14 protein-coding genes are annotated in these 19,593 nt (G+C 63.7%); 6 read left to right on the plus strand and 8 right to left on the minus strand.

The features are described 5' to 3' along the window. Positions 1 to 106 precede the first annotated feature (106 nt). Entirely contained in the window at positions 107 to 2,491 is a 2,385-nt protein-coding gene (locus tag C2L64_RS26075; protein WP_009770349.1) for a phosphoketolase family protein, read from the minus strand. Positions 2,492 to 2,686: 195 nt separating this feature from the next. Between C2L64_RS26075 and C2L64_RS26080 the strand changes: the two genes are divergently transcribed. Next, positions 2,687 to 3,205 carry a DUF421 domain-containing protein gene (locus C2L64_RS26080; protein WP_009770348.1) on the plus strand — a complete coding sequence of 173 codons (519 nt, stop codon included), beginning with the start codon at positions 2,687 to 2,689 and terminating at the stop codon, positions 3,203 to 3,205. A gap of 104 nt (positions 3,206 to 3,309) precedes the next feature. Here C2L64_RS26080 and argG read toward each other — a convergent pair whose 3' ends face one another. Both argG and C2L64_RS26090 read right to left on the minus strand, forming a co-directional pair. After that, complete coding sequence (argG, locus tag C2L64_RS26085) at positions 3,310 to 4,644, minus strand: argininosuccinate synthase (RefSeq protein ID WP_007746355.1); 1,335 nt, start codon at positions 4,642 to 4,644, stop codon at positions 3,310 to 3,312. Positions 4,645 to 4,763: 119 nt separating this feature from the next. Continuing rightward, positions 4,764 to 5,213, minus strand: coding sequence for a hypothetical protein (locus C2L64_RS26090; RefSeq protein ID WP_009770347.1), 450 nt, complete (start codon positions 5,211 to 5,213; stop codon positions 4,764 to 4,766). Positions 5,214 to 5,429: 216 nt separating this feature from the next. Here C2L64_RS26090 and C2L64_RS26095 point away from each other — a divergent pair, with 216 nt between their 5' ends. Next, a complete protein-coding gene (locus tag C2L64_RS26095) occupies positions 5,430 to 7,154 on the plus strand; it encodes a SulP family inorganic anion transporter (protein WP_009770346.1) in 1,725 nt (574 codons plus the stop codon). Here the strand turns inward: C2L64_RS26095 and C2L64_RS26100 are convergent. Together C2L64_RS26100 and C2L64_RS26105 are read right to left on the minus strand one after the other, a co-directional pair. After that, a complete protein-coding gene (locus C2L64_RS26100) occupies positions 7,151 to 8,266 on the minus strand; it encodes an AI-2E family transporter (RefSeq protein ID WP_009770345.1) in 1,116 nt (371 codons plus the stop codon). The genes C2L64_RS26095 and C2L64_RS26100 overlap by 4 nt on opposite strands. A 37-nt stretch (positions 8,267 to 8,303) precedes the next feature. Next, positions 8,304 to 9,644 carry a TAXI family TRAP transporter solute-binding subunit gene (locus C2L64_RS26105; protein ID WP_007746349.1) on the minus strand — a complete coding sequence of 447 codons (1,341 nt, stop codon included), beginning with the start codon at positions 9,642 to 9,644 and terminating at the stop codon, positions 8,304 to 8,306. Between the two features lie 486 nt (positions 9,645 to 10,130). Between C2L64_RS26105 and C2L64_RS26110 the strand changes: the two genes are divergently transcribed. The 4 genes from C2L64_RS26110 to C2L64_RS26125 are packed head-to-tail and all read left to right on the plus strand — an operon-like array spanning position 10,131 to position 17,871. Next, a complete protein-coding gene (locus tag C2L64_RS26110) occupies positions 10,131 to 11,435 on the plus strand; it encodes an efflux RND transporter periplasmic adaptor subunit (protein ID WP_103153726.1) in 1,305 nt (434 codons plus the stop codon). A gap of 47 nt (positions 11,436 to 11,482) precedes the next feature. Next, positions 11,483 to 14,734, plus strand: a complete 3,252-nt coding sequence (locus tag C2L64_RS26115) for an efflux RND transporter permease subunit (RefSeq protein WP_103153727.1) — start codon at positions 11,483 to 11,485, stop codon at positions 14,732 to 14,734. A gap of 1 nt (position 14,735) precedes the next feature. Beyond that, positions 14,736 to 16,217, plus strand: coding sequence for an efflux transporter outer membrane subunit (locus C2L64_RS26120; RefSeq protein WP_007589855.1), 1,482 nt, complete (start codon positions 14,736 to 14,738; stop codon positions 16,215 to 16,217). Between the two features lie 52 nt (positions 16,218 to 16,269). Beyond that, entirely contained in the window at positions 16,270 to 17,871 is a 1,602-nt protein-coding gene (locus C2L64_RS26125) for a PqiB family protein (RefSeq protein ID WP_007589853.1), read from the plus strand. Positions 17,872 to 17,935: 64 nt separating this feature from the next. Here the strand turns inward: C2L64_RS26125 and ppk2 are convergent, their stop codons facing one another. From ppk2 to C2L64_RS26140, 3 genes are all read right to left on the minus strand, one after another. Beyond that, complete coding sequence (gene ppk2, locus C2L64_RS26130; protein ID WP_007589851.1) at positions 17,936 to 18,787, minus strand: polyphosphate kinase 2; 852 nt, start codon at positions 18,785 to 18,787, stop codon at positions 17,936 to 17,938. 68 nt (positions 18,788 to 18,855) lie between these two features. Continuing rightward, a complete protein-coding gene (locus C2L64_RS26135; RefSeq protein ID WP_039901729.1) occupies positions 18,856 to 19,113 on the minus strand; it encodes a hypothetical protein in 258 nt (85 codons plus the stop codon). Positions 19,114 to 19,326: 213 nt separating this feature from the next. Next, positions 19,327 to 19,551 carry a hypothetical protein gene (locus tag C2L64_RS26140; protein ID WP_007589847.1) on the minus strand — a complete coding sequence of 75 codons (225 nt, stop codon included), beginning with the start codon at positions 19,549 to 19,551 and terminating at the stop codon, positions 19,327 to 19,329. Positions 19,552 to 19,593: the final 42 nt, after the last annotated feature.

The following is a 19,593-nucleotide window of genomic DNA, read 5'->3' on the forward strand; positions in this document are numbered from 1 at the left end:
AAAACACCGACCGGCAACGCCCGCGCCACGAAGGCAAAACTCGGATGCCAGCAAAAAAACAAAACCCAACCGCCCGCTACTGCTCCCCATTAAGACAAGACCGGCATCACCCAACCCACTTCCACTCGCGAATCTCTTCGCTATCAATACCCTCGGTATGCGCGTAATCGAGGTGCTGGATCTTCTGATCGCGCAAGCGTTCCTTCGCGTGATCGCCGACGCCACGCAGACGAGGCACACGATCAATCACATCGATCGCCAGCGAAAACCGGTCGATCCCATTGATGATCGCGAGTTCGAGCGGCGTATTGATGTTGCCCTTCTCCGCATAGCCATGCACGTGAATGTTCGCGTGATTTGTGCGGCGATACGTCAGCTTGTGAACCAGCGACGCATACGAATGGAAGTTGAAGATCACCGGCTTGTCCGTCGTGAACAGCGAATCGAAATCGCGACCCGACAGCCCATGCGGATGATCGGAATCGGGCATCAGCCTGAACAGGTCAACGACATTCACGAAGCGGATCTTCAGATCGGGGAACAGCCCTTTGAGGATCTCCACGGCTGCGAGCGCTTCCATGGTCGGAATGTCGCCGGCGCTCGCCATCACGACATCCGGCTCGTGGTCCAGATCCGTCGATGCCCAGTCCCAGATGCCGATGCCTTTCGTGCAATGCGTGATGGCCGACTTCATGTCCAGATACTGCAAGTGAGGCTGCTTGTCGGCGACGATCACGTTCACATAGTCGCGCGAACGCAGGCAATGATCGGCGACACTCAACAGGCAGTTCGCGTCGGGCGGCAGATAGATGCGAACGACGTCGGGGCTCTTGTTCGTCACCACGTCAAGAAAACCGGGGTCCTGATGCGTAAAACCGTTATGGTCCTGACGCCACACGAGCGACGTGATCAGCAGATTCAACGAAGGCACGGGCTGCCGCCAGCGCAACTCGCGCTTGGCCTTTTCCAGCCATTTCGCGTGCTGGTTGAACATCGAATCGATCACATGCACGAACGCTTCGTACGTTGCAAACAGACCGTGCCGCCCCGTCAGCGTATAGCCTTCGAGCCAGCCTTCCAGCGTATGCTCGCTCAGCATTTCCATCACGCGGCCATCAGCGGACAGGTCGCCGCCATCGCTATCCGATTCGACGATCTGCGCGAGCCACGTCTTCTGCGATGCTTCGTAGATCGCCGTGAGTTTGTTGCTGGCGGTTTCGTCGGGGCCGAATACGCGAAAGCTCGTCATATTGCGACGCATGACGTCGCGCAGAAACTGACCGAGCACGTCCGTAGGCGACACGTAGCTCGTTGCGGGCTTGCCCACGTCGACGGCATATTCGGTGAAGTCCGGCAGGTCCAGCGCCTTGCACAACGCTCCGCCATTCGCATGCGGATTGGCGCTGATGCGCCGCGGCCCTACGGGCGCGAGCGCGCGCAATTCGGCGACCAGCCGCCCCGCTTCGTCGAAGAGTTTTTCCGGCTCGTAACTACGCAGCCATTCCTCGACGAGTTTCAGGCTCTTGCCGTTGCTCGCCGGATCGGCGACGGGCACCTGATGCGCTCGCCACGTGCCCTCTATCTTGTGTCCGCCGAATTCGCGCGGCCCCGTCCATCCCTTCGGCGATCGGAGCACGATCATCGGCCAGCGCGGCCGCTGCGTATTGCCTTCTTGTCGCGCACGCTGCTGGATCGCACGAATCTCGTCGATGCACTCGTCGAGCGTCGCCGCCATCTGCTGATGCATCTTCTCCGGCTCGTCACCTTCGACGAACCACGGCTTGTAACCATAACCCGTCAACAGCGCTTCGAGTTCTTCATGCGGGATGCGCGCAAGTATGGTCGGGTTCGCAATCTTGTAGCCGTTCAGATGCAGCACGGGCAGCACCGCGCCGTCGCGCGCCGGATTCAGGAATTTGTTCGAATGCCACGAGGTGGCGAGCGGCCCGGTTTCCGCCTCGCCATCGCCGATCATCACCGTGACGATCAGATCGGGGTTGTCGAACGCCGCACCATATCCGTGCGACAGGCTATAGCCGAGTTCGCCGCCCTCGTGAATCGAGCCCGGCGTTTCGGGCGTGCAATGCGAGCCGATGCCGCCCGGAAAGGAGAAGAGCTTGAAAAGACGCCCCATGCCCTCTTCCGTTTCGCCACGGTCCGGATAGATCTCCGAATAGCGCCCTTCCAGATAGCTGTGCGCGAGTGTCGCGGGTGCGCCGTGGCCCGGCCCCGAAAGGAAGATCACGTTCAGATCGCGCTGTTTGATCACCCGGTTCAGATGCACCAGCACGAAGCTCTGGCCGGGATCGGAACCCCAGTGACCGAGCAGACGCCGCTTGATGTGCTCGGGCTTCAGCTGTTCGCGCAAGAGCGGATTCGCGCGCAGGTAAATCATGCCGGCGGACAGGTAATTGCATGCCCGCCAGAAGCGGTCCATGTTGCGCAGTTCATCGGCTTGCAACGGCGTGAGTTGAGGGCGGGTGTCGTCCATTGAGCGTCTCCTTGCAGAGGTTTCGCGGTACGCAGTGCCTCCCTAATCATAGAAGGTGCTTTGCGTATGTCTATTGCGAATGCATGCATCGTTGACGCAGGCGGCACAACGATTGCAAATCCGTTGAATCGCTTGCAATCGACGGGCCGAACGCATAGCGACCGTCACGCATCGATCAAAGGAAGGAGACACAACATGGACGTGATCATGACGCTATTCGGCGAAGGCAACCATCTCACCGCCTTGCAGACAGCCATGCGCGCGATCGTCGTGTTCTTCGCGACGCTCGTGTTCATCCGCATCTCGGGCAGACGCTCGTTCGGACAACGCTCACCGTTCGACTACGTGGTCGCGATCCTGCTCGGCGCCACGCTGAGCCGCGTCATCATCGGCGCATCACCTGTGGTGCCGACGCTCGCGGCGTCGCTGGTGATCGTGCTGATTCATCGCGCGCTAGCGTGGTGCTGCGTGCGCTCGGCGCGGCTCGAATCGCTGGTGGTCGGTGTCGAACGGGAGGTATATCGCGACGGACAGTTCAATAGCCGGCAGATGTCAGCTGCGCTGATTACGCGCACCGATGTGTTCGAGGCTGCGCGGCATGAATTTCACGCGCTCGATCTGCACGACGTGCACGCGGCGATTCTTGAACGCAATGGAAAGATGAGCCTGATTCGCAAAGGCGCGAAAGGGAGCGAAGGGAAAACGGATGCGTAGGCAAGGAAGCGTGACGCAGCGTCACGTATCAAGGAAACGGGGCGGGCCGCGCCAGCTTCACGAACGAAGCACTCGCGCGAGACCCGCCCCGTCAGAAGCCCGATTTACTCGGTATCGTTCTTCAGTTGCGGCAGCGCCGACGACTCGCCCGGTGCGAGCAAACCGACCTGCGCGTAGATGCGCAGCTTGTCGCGCGTGTCGGTGATGTCGAGGTTGCGCATCGTCAGCTGGCCGATGCGGTCGCGCGGCGAGAACGTCGAGGCAACCTTCTCCATCGACAGACGCTCCGGCTGATACGTCAGGTTCGGCGACTTCGTGCTGAGGATCGAATAGTCGTTACCGCGACGCAGTTCGACGGTCACTTCGCCCGTGATCGCGCGCGCGACCCAGCGTTGCGCCGTTTCGCGCAGCATGATGGCCTGCGGATCGAACCAGCGGCCCTGGTACAGCAGGCGGCCGAGGCGGCGACCATTTTCACGGTACTGCTCGATTGTGTCTTCGTTGTGAATGCCCGTGACGAGGCGCTCATACGCGATGAACAGCAGCGCGAGACCCGGGGCTTCGTAGATGCCGCGGCTCTTCGCTTCGATGATGCGGTTCTCGATCTGGTCGCTCATGCCGAGGCCGTGACGGCCGCCGATACGGTTCGCTTCCAGCAGCAGTTCGACGGCGTTCGGGAACGTCTTGCCGTTCAGCGCGACGGGCTGGCCTTCTTCGAAGCGGATCGTCACCTCTTCCTTCGCGACGGGCACGTCGTCGCGCCAGAATGCGACGCCCATGATCGGGTTGACGATCTTGATGCCCGACTCCAGGCTTTCGAGGTCCTTCGCTTCATGCGTTGCGCCGAGCAGGTTCGAGTCGGTCGAATAGGCTTTTTCGGCCGACATCTTGTACTCGAAGCCCGACTGGCGCATGAATTCCGACATTTCCGCGCGGCCGCCGAGTTCGTCGATGAACTGCTGGTCGAGCCACGGCTTGTAGATCTTCAGATCGGGATTGACGAGCAGGCCGTAACGGTAGAAACGCTCGATGTCGTTGCCCTTGTACGTGCTGCCGTCGCCCCAGATGTTGACGCCGTCTTCCTTCATCGCGGCGACGAGCATCGTGCCCGTCACGGCGCGGCCGATGGGCGTCGTGTTGAAGTAGGTGACGCCTGCCGTCGAAATGTGGAACGCGCCGCATTGCAGCGCCGCAATGCCTTCCGCGACCAGCTGCGCGCGGCAGTCGATCAGGCGCGCGCCTTCGGCGCCGTATTCCGTGGCGCGGCGCGGAATCGAGTCGTAATCTTCCTCGTCCGGCTGACCCAGATTTGCTGTGTACGCGTACGGCACGGCGCCCTTCAAGCGCATCCAGTGCAGCGCGGCGCTCGTGTCGAGGCCGCCTGAGAACGCAATACCGACCTTCTGGCCGGTCGGAACATTTTCGAGGATTGTGCTCATAATCAAAACCGTTGAATCGACTTTTGAAGGGAATAGGCGAAACTTTATCAGACAAGCCCGTCTACGAGCCGGATTCGGCGGAAAACGGGCATGACGCGACGCTGCGGCGCTGCCGCGCGTCAGGCATCCGGGTGCAGCGGGGCGTCGAGAATCGACGGTGGCACCGCGTCGGGGTCGGTGGCCTGCGCGTCGCCGAAACACTGCTCCGCCAGATCGATCATGCCCACGGCGGCGTCGATCAGCTCGTCGAGACGGTCCAGCAATTCGCCGCGCGCTTCGGCTTGCCCGTCCGGATGACTATTCAACTGCACGATCAGCGATTCCGCCGTCTGCAGGTACGGAATCGCCTCGTGGTAGTTTTCGATCGACACCAGCGCCTTGCTGCGCGCACCGACCAGCAGACTCCGGTAGTGATCCGCGAGTTCGGACTCGCCGCTGATCCGGGGCAGCTTGTCGGAAATGCGCTGCAGGCAAGCCGGCACCTGCTCGTCGAGCGCGGCCGCGCGCTGCCGCAGATCGGCGTATTCGGCGAGCAACTGGACCTGGTCGAACGGGGAAACGCTGTCCATCGTGGGCGGCTCGTTGTCTGGTGAACCTAGCATCTTACTGCACCACGCAAAGTCGATGCGGGCCAGGACCAATGACCTACACTAAGCACAACCGCGCCAGCATCGGAAACCGCCATCAAAGTATCGCAGCGGAAAACGTCCGTCGCGCGTCAACCTGAGCTGTTGCGTAGTCGATAGCCGCACCGTCGCCGACTGAAATGCGGAGGCCTCGCGATCATGGGACACGTTGCCAGCCGTTTGCGAATTCCCGTGCTCGACTGGATGCACGGTTATCGCAAGGATTGGATCAAGCCGGACCTCGTCGCCGGCGTCACGGCGGCAGCCGTCGTGCTGCCCAAGGCCCTCGCCTATGCGTCGGTGGCTGGGCTGCCCGTCGAAGTCGGGCTGTACACCGCCTTCGTGCCGATGGTCATCTATGCCCTTTTCGGCACGTCGCGGCCGCTCAGCGTCAGCACCAGCGCGACGCTCGCCATCCTGACGGCCGCCGCGCTCGCGCAGGCCGTTCCCGGCGGCGAAACGGCCGCGCTGATGCGCGCGACGGCGACCCTCACGCTGCTCGTCGGCGGGATGCTCGCGTTGGCCGCGTTGCTGCGCCTCGGGTTCGTCGCGAACTTCATTTCCGATCCCGTTCTGACGGGCTTCAAGGCAGGGATCGCCGTCGTCATCGTGCTGGATCAGCTGCCGAAGCTGTTCGGCATCCACCCGGAAAAGGGTTCGTTTTTTCACAACGTCGCGGCCCTGGCGATGGGCATTCCCCACGCATCGTGGTGGACGGTAGCCGTCGGCGCGGCGACGATCGCCATCCTCGTGGCGTTCGAGCACTTCTATCCGCGCGCGCCCGCACCCTTGATCGCCGTCGCCTGCGGGATCGGTGCCGTCGTGCTGCTGGGCTTGCCCGCTCATGGCGTCGGCGTGGTCGGCCATATTCCGACGGGCTTGCCCTCTGTCGTGATGCCCGATTTCTCGCTGATCGGCTCGCTCTGGAAGGACGCCGCCGGCATCGCGCTGATGAGCTTCACCGAAACGGTCGCGGCCGGGCGTGCGTTTGTGGGCAATGGCGAACCCATGCCGAAGCCGAACCGCGAACTGTTCGCGACGGGCCTCGGCAACGCGGCGGGCGCGTGGCTCGGCGCGATGCCCGCGGGCGGCGGCACGAGCCAGACGGCCGTCAACCGGTTGGCGGGCGCGCGCTCGCAACTCGCCCAGCTCGTCACGGCGGCCGTCACGCTCGGCACGATGCTGCTGCTCGCGCCGTTGATCGGCCTGATGCCGCACGCGACGCTGGCCGCCGTCGTGATCGTCTATTCGATCGGCCTGTTCAGCCCGGCCGATTTCCGCGCAATCTTGCGGATACGCCGCACCGAATTCCTGTGGGCGCTCGTCGCGCTGGCGGGCGTCGTGCTGCTCGGCACCTTGCAGGGCATACTCGTCGCGATTGTCGTGTCGCTGGTTGCGCTCGCGCATCAGGTGGCCGATCCGCCCGTCTATGTGTTGCGCCGCAAGCCGGGCACGCACGTGTTCCGCCCCGTGTCCGACGAGCATCCCGACGACGAGGCGTTCCCGGGGCTGCTGGTGCTGCGGGTCGAGGGGCGCGTGTTCTTTGCCAACGCCGAGCACATCGGGCAGAAGCTTCGGCCGCTGATCGACGCGGCGCAGCCGAAGGTCCTCATCCTGGAGATGAGCGCCGTGTTCGATCTCGAGTACACCGCGCTCAAGATGCTGATCGAAGCCGAGAAAAAGCAGCGCGAGCGTGGCATCGCGATCTGGCTCGTGCACCTCAATCCCAGCGTGCTCGCGGCGGTGCAACTCTCGTCGCTCGGCGCGACATTGGGTCAAGGGCGGATGTTCTTCAACCTCGAAGAAGCGCTGGCGGCGTGGCAAGCACTTCATGCGCCGGACACGGCAAACGGCGCGGCAAACAGCGCGTCGAAGAAGCTTTAAATCCGCCCGGTCAAACGCCCTTCCCCCCTGCGTGATTCGCTGGCGGGCTGATCCTCGACCCATCGCCAGAACAGCCGGTAGCCGACCGCGAGCATCACCGGGCCGATGAACAGACCCAGCACGCCGCTCGTGATCATGCCGCCCAACGCGCCGATCAGCACGACGGGCATCGGCACGTCGACCCCTCGGCCGAGCAGCAACGGCTTGAGCACATTGTCGGCCAGCCCCGCGATGAACGTGTAGATCGCGAAGATGATGGTCGCGGCGCTCGCGCCCTCGGTGGCGAATACGAACACGATCACGGGAATCGTGATGAGGGTGGCGGGCAACTGCATGATGCCGATCAACAGCACCGCGAGCCCGAGCAGCCCCGCGCCGGGCACGCCCATCACGACGAAGCCGATGCCGATCAGCAGCATCTGGATGAACGCAATGCCGACCACGCCTTGCGCGACCGCGCGGATCGTCGCGATGCACAACTCGGTGATCTTCGGGCCGTTCTCCGGGCCGGAGACGCGCGATGCGATCAGCACCGCGCTGCGACGGCCTTGCTCGCCGTGCGCCATGAAAACGCCGGCGAGAATCAGCGCAACGACGAACGTCACCAGTCCGACGCCGAGCCCAGCCAGCGTGCCGAGCACGACCAGGCCGGCTTCCTTCAGTTGCGGCGCAAACCGCTGCGCGAGACCCGTCAGATCCGTCGAGGCTTGCAACCAGAAGTCGTACAGACGCTGCCCGACGAGCGGCCAGGTGGCGACCGACTCGGACGGCGGCGGAATGCGAACGCCGCCGCTCTTGATGATGGCCGTCACGTGCTCGATGGAATCCGCGGCCGCCACGCCCAGCAGGTAGGTCGGCACGAGGATGATGGCGAACGCGGCGAGAATAATCAGCGTCGCGACCAGGCCGTTGTAGCGCTTCGACTGCCCTCGCAGGCGAACCAGCAGCGGATGGAGCGTGATAGCCAGAATCAGCGACCACACCAGCAGATTGAGGAACGGCACGACGATACGAAAGCAGAAGATCGCGAGAATGGCGATCAGGCCCGCGCGGATCAGCACGTCGAGCATGGCGCGCGCAAATGACTTCTCAGAACTCTGGATGGGTAACATCGATTTTCTCCGCTGGGTCACTGCGCGATTTCCCGCGCTAACCGGTCGGTCGCGCCGCCCGCGAGATGCGGTGCCGCACGACGCTGATCGCCTGCTTGAGCGCATAGACGTCGTGCAGATAGCGCGTCGGCACGCGTATCTGGCTCGCCTGCGCGTCGATGCTCTCGAGTTCGTTGTGCCATTGCGAGAGCTGGTGCGCAGATGGCTGCGCCGTCTTCCAGATTTCGTCTTCCAGCGCCTTGAGCTCGCGATACCAGACCACGAAGCGCTTTTTGACGCGCGATTCCAGTATCCGCGGCAGCGCCTGCACCAGCCCGATCAGCACGGCCAGGAACGGCACCAGGATCAGCAGGCGCCGCTCGACAAAGCTCGCAAGCCAGAACGGCAGGTAGCGCTGAAGGAACGGACGTCCCGACTTGAAGTAGCGCTCGCTTTCGCTGGAAATGGGGAATTCATCCGTATTCAGATTGGGGAAGGTGCCGAGCGGCGTGAAATAGTCCTCTCCCGCATGCGCGGTTCTGGCTGCGTCGAGCAACAGATAGACGAGCGCGGGATGCAACGTGTCCTTCGCGACCAGCAGCGCCGTCGCGGCCAGCAACGTGACGTCCGTTTGCGGGCGATCGTCGACAATGCTGGTCGAGGCGCGCGGGAACGTCACCTTCTTCAGCGACGGGAATTTCTGCACGAGCGCGTCGGCCTGAGCGAAGCTCATCAGCTTCAGGTCGCTGTTCAGCAACATCTGCTGCATCGGCGCGTCCGGCCTGCCGATGAAGAACGCTGCATCGAGACAGCCGTCCTGGAGGCAGCGCCAGGCGTTCGGCGCATCCATTTCGAACAGCTGGGTGTTGTCCCGCGTGATGTCGCTGTAGCGCAGCAAGACCCGCGACACCTCCAATAGCCCGCTGCCCGGAACGCCGACGCCGATCCGTTTGCCGCGCAGTTGCGCGAGCCGGTTGATGGTCTGCGCGTCACGATAGAAAACCCAGATCGGTTCATATGAAACGGCGGCAATCGTTTCCAGATGATCGGTTTCCTGCGGCGTGGTGGTGCCCGATTGAACGAAGCCCACCTGGTATTCGCTCGTGGGGTCTTTGAGCCGCTCGTAGTTCTCGACGGATCCGGACGAGCTGCGGATTTCGAGCGTCACGCCGTCGCGTTTGAGGATGGGCGCATAGCGCTCCGCAAAGCCGCGATAAATGCCCTTGTCCGCGCCCGTCGTGATGACGATGCGCGTCTGGAAAGCCGGCTCGATGACGGCATACAGTCCCCAGCCCAGCGCCGCCAGCGCGATGACGGCACCGACGACGAAAAGCCACCTGCGCCGTGGCGCGACGGGTGGCTTCTGGCTGCGGTGAAGCGCTGGGTTGTCCCTGGGCATCGCTGGGCCCTCTCGTTCGCCAGGGTCCTTTCACATCTGTGAAAGGACATTCGGAGCGCATGTGTCGCGTATGTGTCGCATCAGGCGTCCAGCGTTCTGATCAGGGTAATGCACGATCCCAGGGATCGGTATTGGACCAAAGTCCAATGGTGCGGGCCGTGCCGCTGCCAGATACTCGCTGCGTGATGCCCGCGCGTTCGGCCGCGGCGCGTGCGCAGACATGCCGTTCGATATTGCGGAGCTGCGTATTCGTCTAGACCGTCTGGACGTTTGTAGCACGCTTGTAGCCCGCTTGCCCCCTTGTAGCACGCTCGGCGGCGAACACGGGACCGGCGCGAAGGAGACCTTCGAAGCAGCAAAGCGACTGGCAGCGTTTTGGCCCGTCAACACAATTCGAACCTGGCTGCCGGTCCGCGCGGCGCGCGAGCGCGCGCTCGTGTTGTCGCGTGACGCACGGCACCCAATAGCTTGAATGGGGAGGCGCTCATGGCGTCTTTGTTGTATCGGCTATCGAACTGCCTCTGTCTTGTTGTGAAAAAACATCCGGCGCGCAAGCGGCTGCTGCTGCCTCTCGCGCTGCTGGCACTGTCATCTCTCACCGCCTGCAAGAAAGCCCCCACCGCCCCACCGCACCCGGCCGTCGAAGTCACCATCGTCACGGTGCGGCAGCAGGAAACGCCCGTCGATTTCGAGTTTACCGCGCAGACGCAGAGTTCGCGCGAGGTGGAAATCCGTGCGCGCGTCGACGGCTTTCTCGAGCGGCGCATGTACACGGAAGGCACGCTCGTCAAGGAAGGCCAGGTGCTGTTCGTGATGGACAGGAAGCCCTTCGAGGCCGCGCTGCAGTCTGCCAAAGGCGCGCTCGCGCAGCAGCAGGCACGGTTACTCGTGACGAAACAGAACCTCGCCCGCGTGATTCCGCTGGCCGCGCAGAACGCGTTGAGCAAGAAGGACCTGGACGATGCCACCGGCAACGAGAAACAGGCCGAAGCCGCCGTGATCGCCGCGCAGGGCGAGGTGCGTACGGCCGAACTGAACCTGAGCTACTGCACGATCCGCTCGCCGCTCCTGGGGTTATCGAGCTTCGCGCGCGTGCAGGACGGCAGCTATGTGACGCCGAACCAGTCGGGGCTGCTCACCTACGTCTACCAGCTCGACCCGATGTGGGTGAACTTCAGCATCTCCGAGAACGAACTGCTGCGCTACCGTGATCAGGTCGCGAAGGGCCTGCTGCGCTTTCCGCCCGACAACCAGTTCGACGTGACGGTCATCCAGGCCGACGGCTCGGTCTATCCGCAGAAGGGCCGCATCGACTTCACGAACCCCGCATTCAGCCAGGAGACGGGCACCTTCCTCGTGCGCGCCACGTTCGCCAATCCGAAGGGCACGCTCAGGCCCGGCCAGTTCGTGCGCGCGAAGGTCTCGGGTGCGGTGCGGCCCAATGCGGTGCTGGTGCCGCAGCGCGCGGTGCTGCAGGGCGCGAAGAGCCACTTCGTGTGGGTGCTCGACCAGGATTCGAAGCCGCATCAGCGCGTGGTCGACGTCGGCGACTGGCACGGCGACGACTGGTTCGTCAACGAAGGGCTGAAGGCGGGCGAGCGCGTGGTGGTCGATGGTGCGATCCGCGTGTCGTCGGATGCGCAGATCAAGGTGGTGAGTGCGGCGCCAGGCAGCACGCCTGGTGCGCCCGGCACGCCCGCCTCTGCGCCGCCGGCGGCAAGCGCCGCCGCAGCGTCGTCCGCACCCGCCGCCACGCTGGCGCAGACGCGCCCGGCCAGCGTCAGCCCATGAGCCGATGACCCGATGACGACCGACGCCATCCGACGCACCCCAACCCGATGAACATCTCCCACTTCTGCATCGACCGGCCGATCTTCGCCTCGGTCATCTCGATTGTCATCACGCTGGGCGGCGCGCTGTGCATGCTCGCGCTGCCTACCGCGCAGTACCCCGACATCACCCCGCCGCAGATCACGATCTCCGCGACCTACCCGGGCGCGAGCGCCGACGTGGTCGCCAACAACGTCGCCGCGCCGATCGAGCAGCAGGTCAACGGCGCGGACAACATGATCTACATGAGTTCGTCGAGCTCCTCGACGGGCAACCTGACGATCAACGCGTACTTCCAGATCGGCACCAACCCCGAACTCGCCCAGGTCGACGTGCAGAACCGCGTGAACCTCGCGCTGCCGCAACTGCCGCAGTCCGTCACCAACCAGGGCGTGCAGGTGCAGAAGAAGTCGCAGGCGTTCATGATGGTGATCGCGATCTACTCGCCCACCGAGCGCTACGACGCCACCTACATCGCAAACTACGCGAACGTCTACGTGCTCGATGCGCTCAAGCGCATCCCGGGCGCCAACCAGTCGAGCATCTTCGGCACGCCCGACTACGCGATGCGCATCTGGCTGCGCCCCGACCGCATGGCGCAGCTGGGCATCACGGCCGCCGACGTGCAGCGCGCGGTGGCCAACCAGAACCAGCAGTTCGCCGTCGGCCGGATAGGCCAGTCGCCCACGGGCAACGCCGTCGAACAGTCGTTCGCCGTCACCACCACAGGACGGCTGACCGAGCCCAGCGAATTCGAGAACATCATCATCCGCGCGCAGAGCGGCGGTGCGGCGATCGTGCGGCTGAAGGACATCGGGCGTGCCGAACTGGGCCAGAAGGACTACTCGATCCGCAGCCGCTTCCAGGGCAAGCCTGCCACCGTGATCGCCGTCTACCAGCAGCCGGGCGCGAACGCGCTCGATGTCTCGAAGCAGGTGCGCGCCACGCTCGCCGGGATGAAGAAGTCGTTCCCCGAGGGCATCGACTACGAGATCGCGATGGACACCACCGAGTTCACGCGCGCCTCGATCACGGACGTGGTGCACACGTTCTTCGAGGCCGTCGTGCTGGTGGTGATCGTCGTGTTCGTGTTCCTGCAGAGCCTGCGCGCCACGCTGATTCCCGTGCTGGCCGTGCCCGTGTCGATCGTCGGCACCTTCATGGGGATGGAGGCACTCGGCTTCTCGATCAACATGCTCACGCTGTTCGGCATGGTGCTGGCCATCGGCATCGTGGTCGACGACGCGATCGTCGTGATCGAGAACGTCGAGCGCAACATGACCGTGCACAAGCTCGATCCGAAGACGGCCGCCAAGCAGGCGATGGATGAAGTGGCGGGCCCCGTGGTGGCGATCGTGCTGGTGCTGTGCGCCGTGTTCGTGCCCGTCGCGTTTCTCGGCGGCATCACCGGGCAGATGTACAAGCAGTTCGCCATCACGATTGCGATTTCCGTGGTGATCTCGGGCATCGTCGCGCTGACGCTCTCGCCCGCGCTCGCCGCGCTGCTGCTCAAGCCCGGACATCACGAGAAAAAGGGTTTCTTCCGCTGGTTCGACAACCAGTTCACGCGCATGACGGCGGGCTATACGCGCGCGGTGCGCCTCATCATCAAGCGCTTCGTGATCGCGCTGCTGCTGTTCGTCGGCATGATCGCGCTGGCCGTCGTGATGATGCGCGATATTCCGACCGCGTTCCTGCCGCCCGAAGACCAGGGCTATCTGCTGGGCGCCGTGATCATGCCCGATGCAGCGTCGCTGGACCGCACGGGGCAGGTGTCGGACCGCGTGTCCGAGTACTTCATGAAGCAGCCGGCGGTGGGCAGTATCACGACGGTGGACGGCTTCAGCATTCTCGACAGCCAGAACAAGAACAACTCGTCGACGTTCTTTGTCGGCTTCAAGAGCTTCGAGGACCGGTATTCGTCGGCCAATATCCGCACGCAGAATGCGCGCGCCGTGCTCATCGATGCGTACAAGGCGCTCTCGCAGATCCGCGAAGGCATCGTCGTGCCGCTCAATCCGCCGTCGATTCCGGGGCTGGGCACGACAGGTGGCACCGAAATGTGGATCCAGAGCAAGGGCGATGCGACGATCGCGCAGTTCGCGGCCGTCGTGGACGACTTCGTCGCGAAGGCGAAGCAGCGCCCCGAACTGACGGGCGTCACGTCGACCTTCAACGCGAACTCGCAGCAACTGCTGGTCGACGTGGACCGCGACAAGGCCGAGACGCTCGGCGTGCCCGTCCAGGACGTCTACAGCGCGATGCAGACGATGTTCGGCTCGCTGTACGTGTCGCAGTTCAACCGCTCGAGCCGGCTGTGGCAGGTGATCCTGCAGGCCGAGCCGTCGTACCGGTTGAGGCCCGATGACCTGACGCAGATCTTCGTGCGCAGCTCGAACGGCAGCATGGTGCCGCTCAAATCGGTGGTGACCTCGCGCTACGTGACGGGGCCGGACCTGATCACGCGCTTCAACAACTTCCCGGCCGTGAAGATCACCGCGAACGCGGCGCCCGGCTACGCGTCGGGCCAGGTAATCACTGCGCTCGAAGAGGTGGGCGCGCAGATGCCGTCGGAGTACGGGGTGGCGTGGAGCGGCGAGGCGTTCGAGGCGAAGCAGTCGGGCGGCACCTCGGGCCTCGTGTTCGTGTTCGGTCTGGTCATGGTGTTCCTGATTCTCGCGGCGCAGTACGAGAAGTGGAGCCTGCCGTTCGGCGTGCTGATGGCGGTGCCGTTTGCCCTCTTCGGCGCGCTGGTGGCGATCCTGCTGCGCGGGCTGAACAACGACGTGTACTTCCAGATTGGTCTGACGATGCTGGTGGCGCTGGCGGCGAAGAACGCGATCCTGATCTTCGAGTTCGCGGTGCTCAACCGCGAGGCGGGCAAGTCGGTGTTCGACGCGACCATGACGGCGGCCGAGGAGCGGCTGCGGCCGATCGTGATGACGTCGCTCGCGTTCATCCTGGGCTGCGTGCCGCTCGCGATCGCGACGGGCGCGTCGGCCAACAGCCGGCATTCGATCGGCACGGGGGTAATCGGCGGGATGCTCGGGGCCACGGCGATTGCGGTGTTCTTTATTCCGATGTTCTTTTACGTGCTCGAGACGATGTCGGAGCGCTCGGAGAAGAAGGCGAAGAAGGCCGGGGATGTGTCGCCTTTTGCGCCGGGGTCGGAGCCGCCAAAGGTGCCGCCGTCAGCGGGTGGACCCAAAGTCGGTGGTGGCCCGGCGACCAACCCGTCCGCACCGCGCGAGGGTGACTGACATGCGCCGCGCCCCGCTGACCACTCCGCTCGCCACCGGCCTTGTGTCCGCGCTATGCGTCCTTGCCCTGAGCGGTTGCCTGCTCGGGCCGAACTACTCGCGCCCCCAACTCGACGTGCCCGCGACGTACCGCTTCCCCGACAACTACGCGGCCGACATCGCCAACACCGAATGGTGGAAGCAGTTCGACGACCCGGTGCTCGATGAACTGATCACGACCGCGCTGGCGAACAACAACGACGTGAAAATCGCCGCTGCGCGCGTCGACCAGTTCCTCGGCCAGTTCGTGACGACGCGCGCGGCGCTGTTTCCGCAGGTCGGCGCGGGCTTCGATGCCGGGCGCCAGCGTATCTCGACGTCGTCCTCGCCGCTGTTCGCGAATGTGCAGAGCCCCGTGTTCAACACGTACACGGCGTCGCTCTCGGCGTCATGGGAGATCGACCTCTTCGGCCGCAACCGGCGTCTGACGGAATCGGCGCGCGCGAGCCTGCTGTCGACGGAAGAAGCGAAGCGCGGCACGGTGCTGACGCTGGTGTCGTCGGTGGCGTCGTCGTATATCAACCTGCGCAGTCTCGACCGGCAGCTGGAGATTGCGAAGGCCACCACGGCGAGCCGCGCCGAATCCGTGCACGTGTTCGATCTGCGCTTCAGGGGTGGCGAGGTTTCGCAGATGGAACTCGCGCAGAGCCAGTCGGAATACGAGGCATCGCGCGCGGTGATTCCGCAGATCGAGGCGCAGATCGCGCAGCAGGAAGACGCGCTCTCGGTGCTGCTCGGGCGCAATCCGGGCGATATCCTGCGCGGGCGCGCGCTGGCCGAACTCGCGGCGCCTGCCGTGCCGGCCGGGCTGCCGTCGGATCTGCTGGAGCGCCGCCCCGATCTGCGTCAGGCCGAGCAGGATCTCGTCGCGGCGAATGCGCAGATTGGCGCGGCGAAAGCGCTGTATTTTCCGCAGATTTCGCTGACGGGGCTGCTCGGTACGCAAAGCGGGCAGTTCTCGAAGCTCTTTACGGGGCCGTCGCGCGTGTGGTCGTTTGCAGGTTCGATCGCGCAGCCGGTCTTCGAAGGCGGTGCGATCGTCGGACAGGTGAAGCAGGCCGAAGCGGTGCAGCAACAGGCGCTGTACTCGTACCGCAAGGCGATCCAGGGAGCGTTCCAGGAAGTCGACGATGCGCTGATCTCGTCGCAGAAGGTGCGTGAACAGTTCGATGTGCAGGTACGGCAGGTCCAGGCGCTGGCGACGTACGCGCATCTTGCGCGGCTGCGGTATGAAGGCGGCTACACGAGCTATATCGAAGTGCTCGATGCCGAGCGCAGTCTCTTCAACGCACAGTTGAACCAGACGCAGACCCAGGCGGGCGTGCTGGTGTCGTATGTGAACCTGTACAAGGCGATGGGCGGCGGCTGGGTCATCACGGCAGAAGGCCTGACCACCCAGGCAGCGCAGCACAGCGGCGATGCGGCCGCGCAGAGCGCGAAATGAGCGACTTCGCCCTCCCCTTCAAACGGCTCGCTCGCAACATGAGGCGACCGTCATGAGCCGTCCGCCCGAGCTACCTGAGGCCGTCGCCGTGCCGCCCAAGCGCTGGCGCATTCAGTGGATCTGGCTTGTGCCCATCGTGGCCGTGCTGGTCGGCATCTGGCTCGCGGTGCAGGCGGTGCTATCGCAAGGTCCGACGATCACGATCAGTTTCAGGACGGGCGAAGGACTCGAAGCGGGCAAGACCAAGATCAAGTTCAAGGACGTCGACATCGGCGTCGTGAAGAAAGTCGCGCTGTCGAAGGACTACAAGACCGTCATCGCGACCGCCGAACTCACACGCGACGCCACCGATATGCTCGTCGACGACACGCGCTTCTGGGTCGTGAGGCCGCGCATCGCGGGCGGCACCGTGTCGGGCATCGGCACGCTGCTGTCGGGCGCGTTCATCGGCATGGACATTGGCCACGCGAAACAGGAGCGGCGCGACTACTCAGGGCTCGAGGTTCCGCCCGTGTTCGCGAGCGACGTGCCGGGGCGCGAGTTCGTGCTGAAATCGGCCGACCTGGGTTCGGTCGATGTCGGCACGCCTGTCTATTTCAGGCGCCTGCAGGTCGGACAGGTGACGTCGTTCGATCTCGACAAGGACGGCGGCGGCGTCACGCTGCACGTGTTCATCAACGCGCCGTACGACCGCTACGTGAACAGCGATTCACGCTTCTGGCAGGCGGGCGGCATCGACGTGACGCTCGGCACGGAAGGCGTGCAGATCAATACGCAGTCGGTGGTGTCGATCCTCGTCGGGGGCCTCGCGTTCGAGACGCCAACCGCGTCGCTTGACCGACCCGAAGCGCCCGTGAAAGCGCTGTTCCCGCTCTTCGCCACGCGCGCCGATGCGATGAAGCAGCACGAGCGGCTCGTCGAGACCTACGTGTTCAACTTCCAGGGTTCGGTGCGCGGCCTCGTGGTGGGCGCGCCCGTCGATTTTCGCGGCATCACGGTCGGCGAGGTGTCGGCGATCTACACGCGCTTCGATCCCGCTACGAGGCAGATCAGCATTCCCGTCGAGGTCAAGTTCTATCCGGAGCGCTTCACGTCGCGTTATGCGTCGGAGCCGAGAGGCGGCCGTCTCGGGGACGACCCGAGAGCGCTGGCCGATTTCCTCGTCGAACGCGGTTTGCGCGGGCAACTCAAGACGGGCAGCCTGATCACGGGTCAACTGTATATCGCGCTCGACTTTTTCCCGAACGCGCCGAAAGCCTATGTCGACTGGAACCGCACGCCACCCGAATTGCCGACCACGCCGAGCGGCCTGCAATCGCTGCAGGAGTCGCTCAACCGGATCGTGGCGCGTCTCGACAGCTTGCCGCTCGAACAGATCGGCAAGAACGCGCAACAGACGCTCGCCAGCACCGCGCAGCTGATGCGCGATCTCAACACGCAAGTGGTGCCGCAGGCCAAGGGCGCACTGACGGCAGCGCAGGCGACGCTCGATTCCGCGAACACCGCGCTGCAGCCCGATTCGGCATTGCAACAGGACACGAGCGATGCGGTTCGCGAGCTGGCGCGCACGGCCGCGTCCTTCCGCGCGCTGTCGGACTATTTGCAGCGACATCCCGAAGCGCTGCTGCGCGGCAAAGCCGAGGACGCGAAATGAAGTCGCGCGAGAGTCAATGCTCTCGCGCGGCGAGTGCGTGCGCTACCCGATGCGTCGATAGCCTTTAGAACTTCTCCCGCACATAACGGACGGGCCGATCGGTCGGGCGATATCCTTCCGCCTTTTTCCGCTTCGGCAACTTGACCTTCGGGCGCGGCATCGTCTTGTACGGAATGCTGTCGAGCAGATGCGTGATCAGGTTCAGACGCGCGCGTTTCTTGTCGTCAGAGCGCACCACGTGCCACGGCGTCTGGTCGGTATCGGTTGCCGCGAACATATCGTCCCGCGCGCGCGAGTAGTCATACCAGCGGCTATATGACAACAGATCCATCGGCGACAGTTTCCAGATCTTGCGCTCGTCGGTAATTCGCGCTTCGAGACGACGTGTCTGCTCTTCCTCGCTGACTTCGAGCCAGTACTTCAGCAGAATGATGCCCGACTGAATGATGGCGTGCTCGATCAGCGGGACGGCCTTGAAAAAATTCTGCACCTGCTCGTCCGTGCAGAATCCCATCACCCGTTCGACGCCCGCGCGGTTATACCAGCTTCTGTCGAACAGAATGATCTCGCCCGCAGCAGGCAGATGCGGAAGATAGCGCTGGATGTACATCTGCGATTTCTCGCGGTCCGTCGGCGCCGGCAGCGCGACGACGCGGAAGATGCGTGGGCTGACGCGTTCCGTGATCGCCTTGATCGTGCCGCCCTTGCCTGCCCCATCGCGTCCCTCGAAGATCACGCAGACCTTCGCGCCCGTTTGCACGACCCATTCCTGCAGCTTCACCAGTTCGATATGAAGCGACTTGAGTTCTTTTTCATACTCTTTGTTCTTCATTTGTCCCGGCGCTTTGGTACGTTCACGCGCGCCCTTCGACTGTCCGCTGCGTACGCTGTCCTTTTCGTTCTTCAATTCAGGCATCGCTCGTCTCCTGTGACCGTCGTGTCGGTTCGGCTAGCGGCCCATGCCGCGCATGGACCGCACCGGCTTCAGGACTCGTCCCGCGTGGGCACGACCTGGACCGTCAGCGTGCGGCTTTTCCAGAACATGTTATGAACGCGCGGCTGCAGACTCTGCAACACATGCGCGCCGATGTCATTGAACTCGAGCACGACAGCGGGACGTTCGCCCGTTCCTTCGACGCGCCGGATCGTATCGAACGGCGGAAACCCGTAGTGACACAGGAACGTTTTGATTTCCTCGTCGGTCGTGTTGTCTTCGATATTGGCAACCCAAAGCTCAGCCATAACGACGTTCTCCTCATCGAAAGTCAGCCCATCGAACAAAGCGCACAAGGTTGAAAAAGCCGGCGACAACTTCTGCGGGTCCTTCAAAAGCAGTTCGGTGTATGCGAACAGTTTATGACTTTCCACGCGCGTTGTCGGGTTTCCGCAAGCCTCTCAACGATACGAAATACACAACGCCGAAGCGGATCGCATTGAAAACTGCAACGGCACCCATCAAGGCGATGATGCCGGTTTCGCGCTTTCCGGCCTTTGCGCTTCGTCAGGGGCTTGCGCCCGCTCGTCCTCCTTCTTTGCCTCGCGCGCCTTTTGCTCGGCCTTGCGTTGCGCGTCCTGCATCGGCTTCAAGGCGGACGGTTGCGCGACGGCCTGTTGCAACGGCGCCAGAGAAACGGAAACGCATGCGGCTGCGGCCAATGAAACCACATAGCCCTTCATCATTTGATTCCTCCGCTTCGCCAAAGACCGCGACATCCTTTCGAT

Source organism: Paraburkholderia hospita, from assembly GCF_002902965.1.
Lineage (GTDB): Bacteria > Pseudomonadota > Gammaproteobacteria > Burkholderiales > Burkholderiaceae > Paraburkholderia > Paraburkholderia hospita.

What these genes read in the sequence shown, in the direction of transcription:
- C2L64_RS26075 (WP_009770349.1), bottom strand. Translation starts at nt 2,491, where the DNA reads ATGGACGACACCCGCCCTCAACTCACGCCGTTGCAAGCCGATGAACTG.
- C2L64_RS26080 (WP_009770348.1), top strand. Translation starts at nt 2,687, where the DNA reads ATGGACGTGATCATGACGCTATTCGGCGAAGGCAACCATCTCACCGCC.
- argG (WP_007746355.1), bottom strand. Translation starts at nt 4,644, where the DNA reads ATGAGCACAATCCTCGAAAATGTTCCGACCGGCCAGAAGGTCGGTATT.
- C2L64_RS26090 (WP_009770347.1), bottom strand. Translation starts at nt 5,213, where the DNA reads ATGGACAGCGTTTCCCCGTTCGACCAGGTCCAGTTGCTCGCCGAATAC.
- C2L64_RS26095 (WP_009770346.1), top strand. Translation starts at nt 5,430, where the DNA reads ATGGGACACGTTGCCAGCCGTTTGCGAATTCCCGTGCTCGACTGGATG.
- C2L64_RS26100 (WP_009770345.1), bottom strand. Translation starts at nt 8,266, where the DNA reads ATGTTACCCATCCAGAGTTCTGAGAAGTCATTTGCGCGCGCCATGCTC.
- C2L64_RS26105 (WP_007746349.1), bottom strand. Translation starts at nt 9,644, where the DNA reads ATGCCCAGGGACAACCCAGCGCTTCACCGCAGCCAGAAGCCACCCGTC.
- C2L64_RS26110 (WP_103153726.1), top strand. Translation starts at nt 10,131, where the DNA reads ATGGCGTCTTTGTTGTATCGGCTATCGAACTGCCTCTGTCTTGTTGTG.
- C2L64_RS26115 (WP_103153727.1), top strand. Translation starts at nt 11,483, where the DNA reads ATGAACATCTCCCACTTCTGCATCGACCGGCCGATCTTCGCCTCGGTC.
- C2L64_RS26120 (WP_007589855.1), top strand. Translation starts at nt 14,736, where the DNA reads ATGCGCCGCGCCCCGCTGACCACTCCGCTCGCCACCGGCCTTGTGTCC.
- C2L64_RS26125 (WP_007589853.1), top strand. Translation starts at nt 16,270, where the DNA reads ATGAGCCGTCCGCCCGAGCTACCTGAGGCCGTCGCCGTGCCGCCCAAG.
- ppk2 (WP_007589851.1), bottom strand. Translation starts at nt 18,787, where the DNA reads ATGCCTGAATTGAAGAACGAAAAGGACAGCGTACGCAGCGGACAGTCG.
- C2L64_RS26135 (WP_039901729.1), bottom strand. Translation starts at nt 19,113, where the DNA reads ATGGCTGAGCTTTGGGTTGCCAATATCGAAGACAACACGACCGACGAG.
- C2L64_RS26140 (WP_007589847.1), bottom strand. Translation starts at nt 19,551, where the DNA reads ATGATGAAGGGCTATGTGGTTTCATTGGCCGCAGCCGCATGCGTTTCC.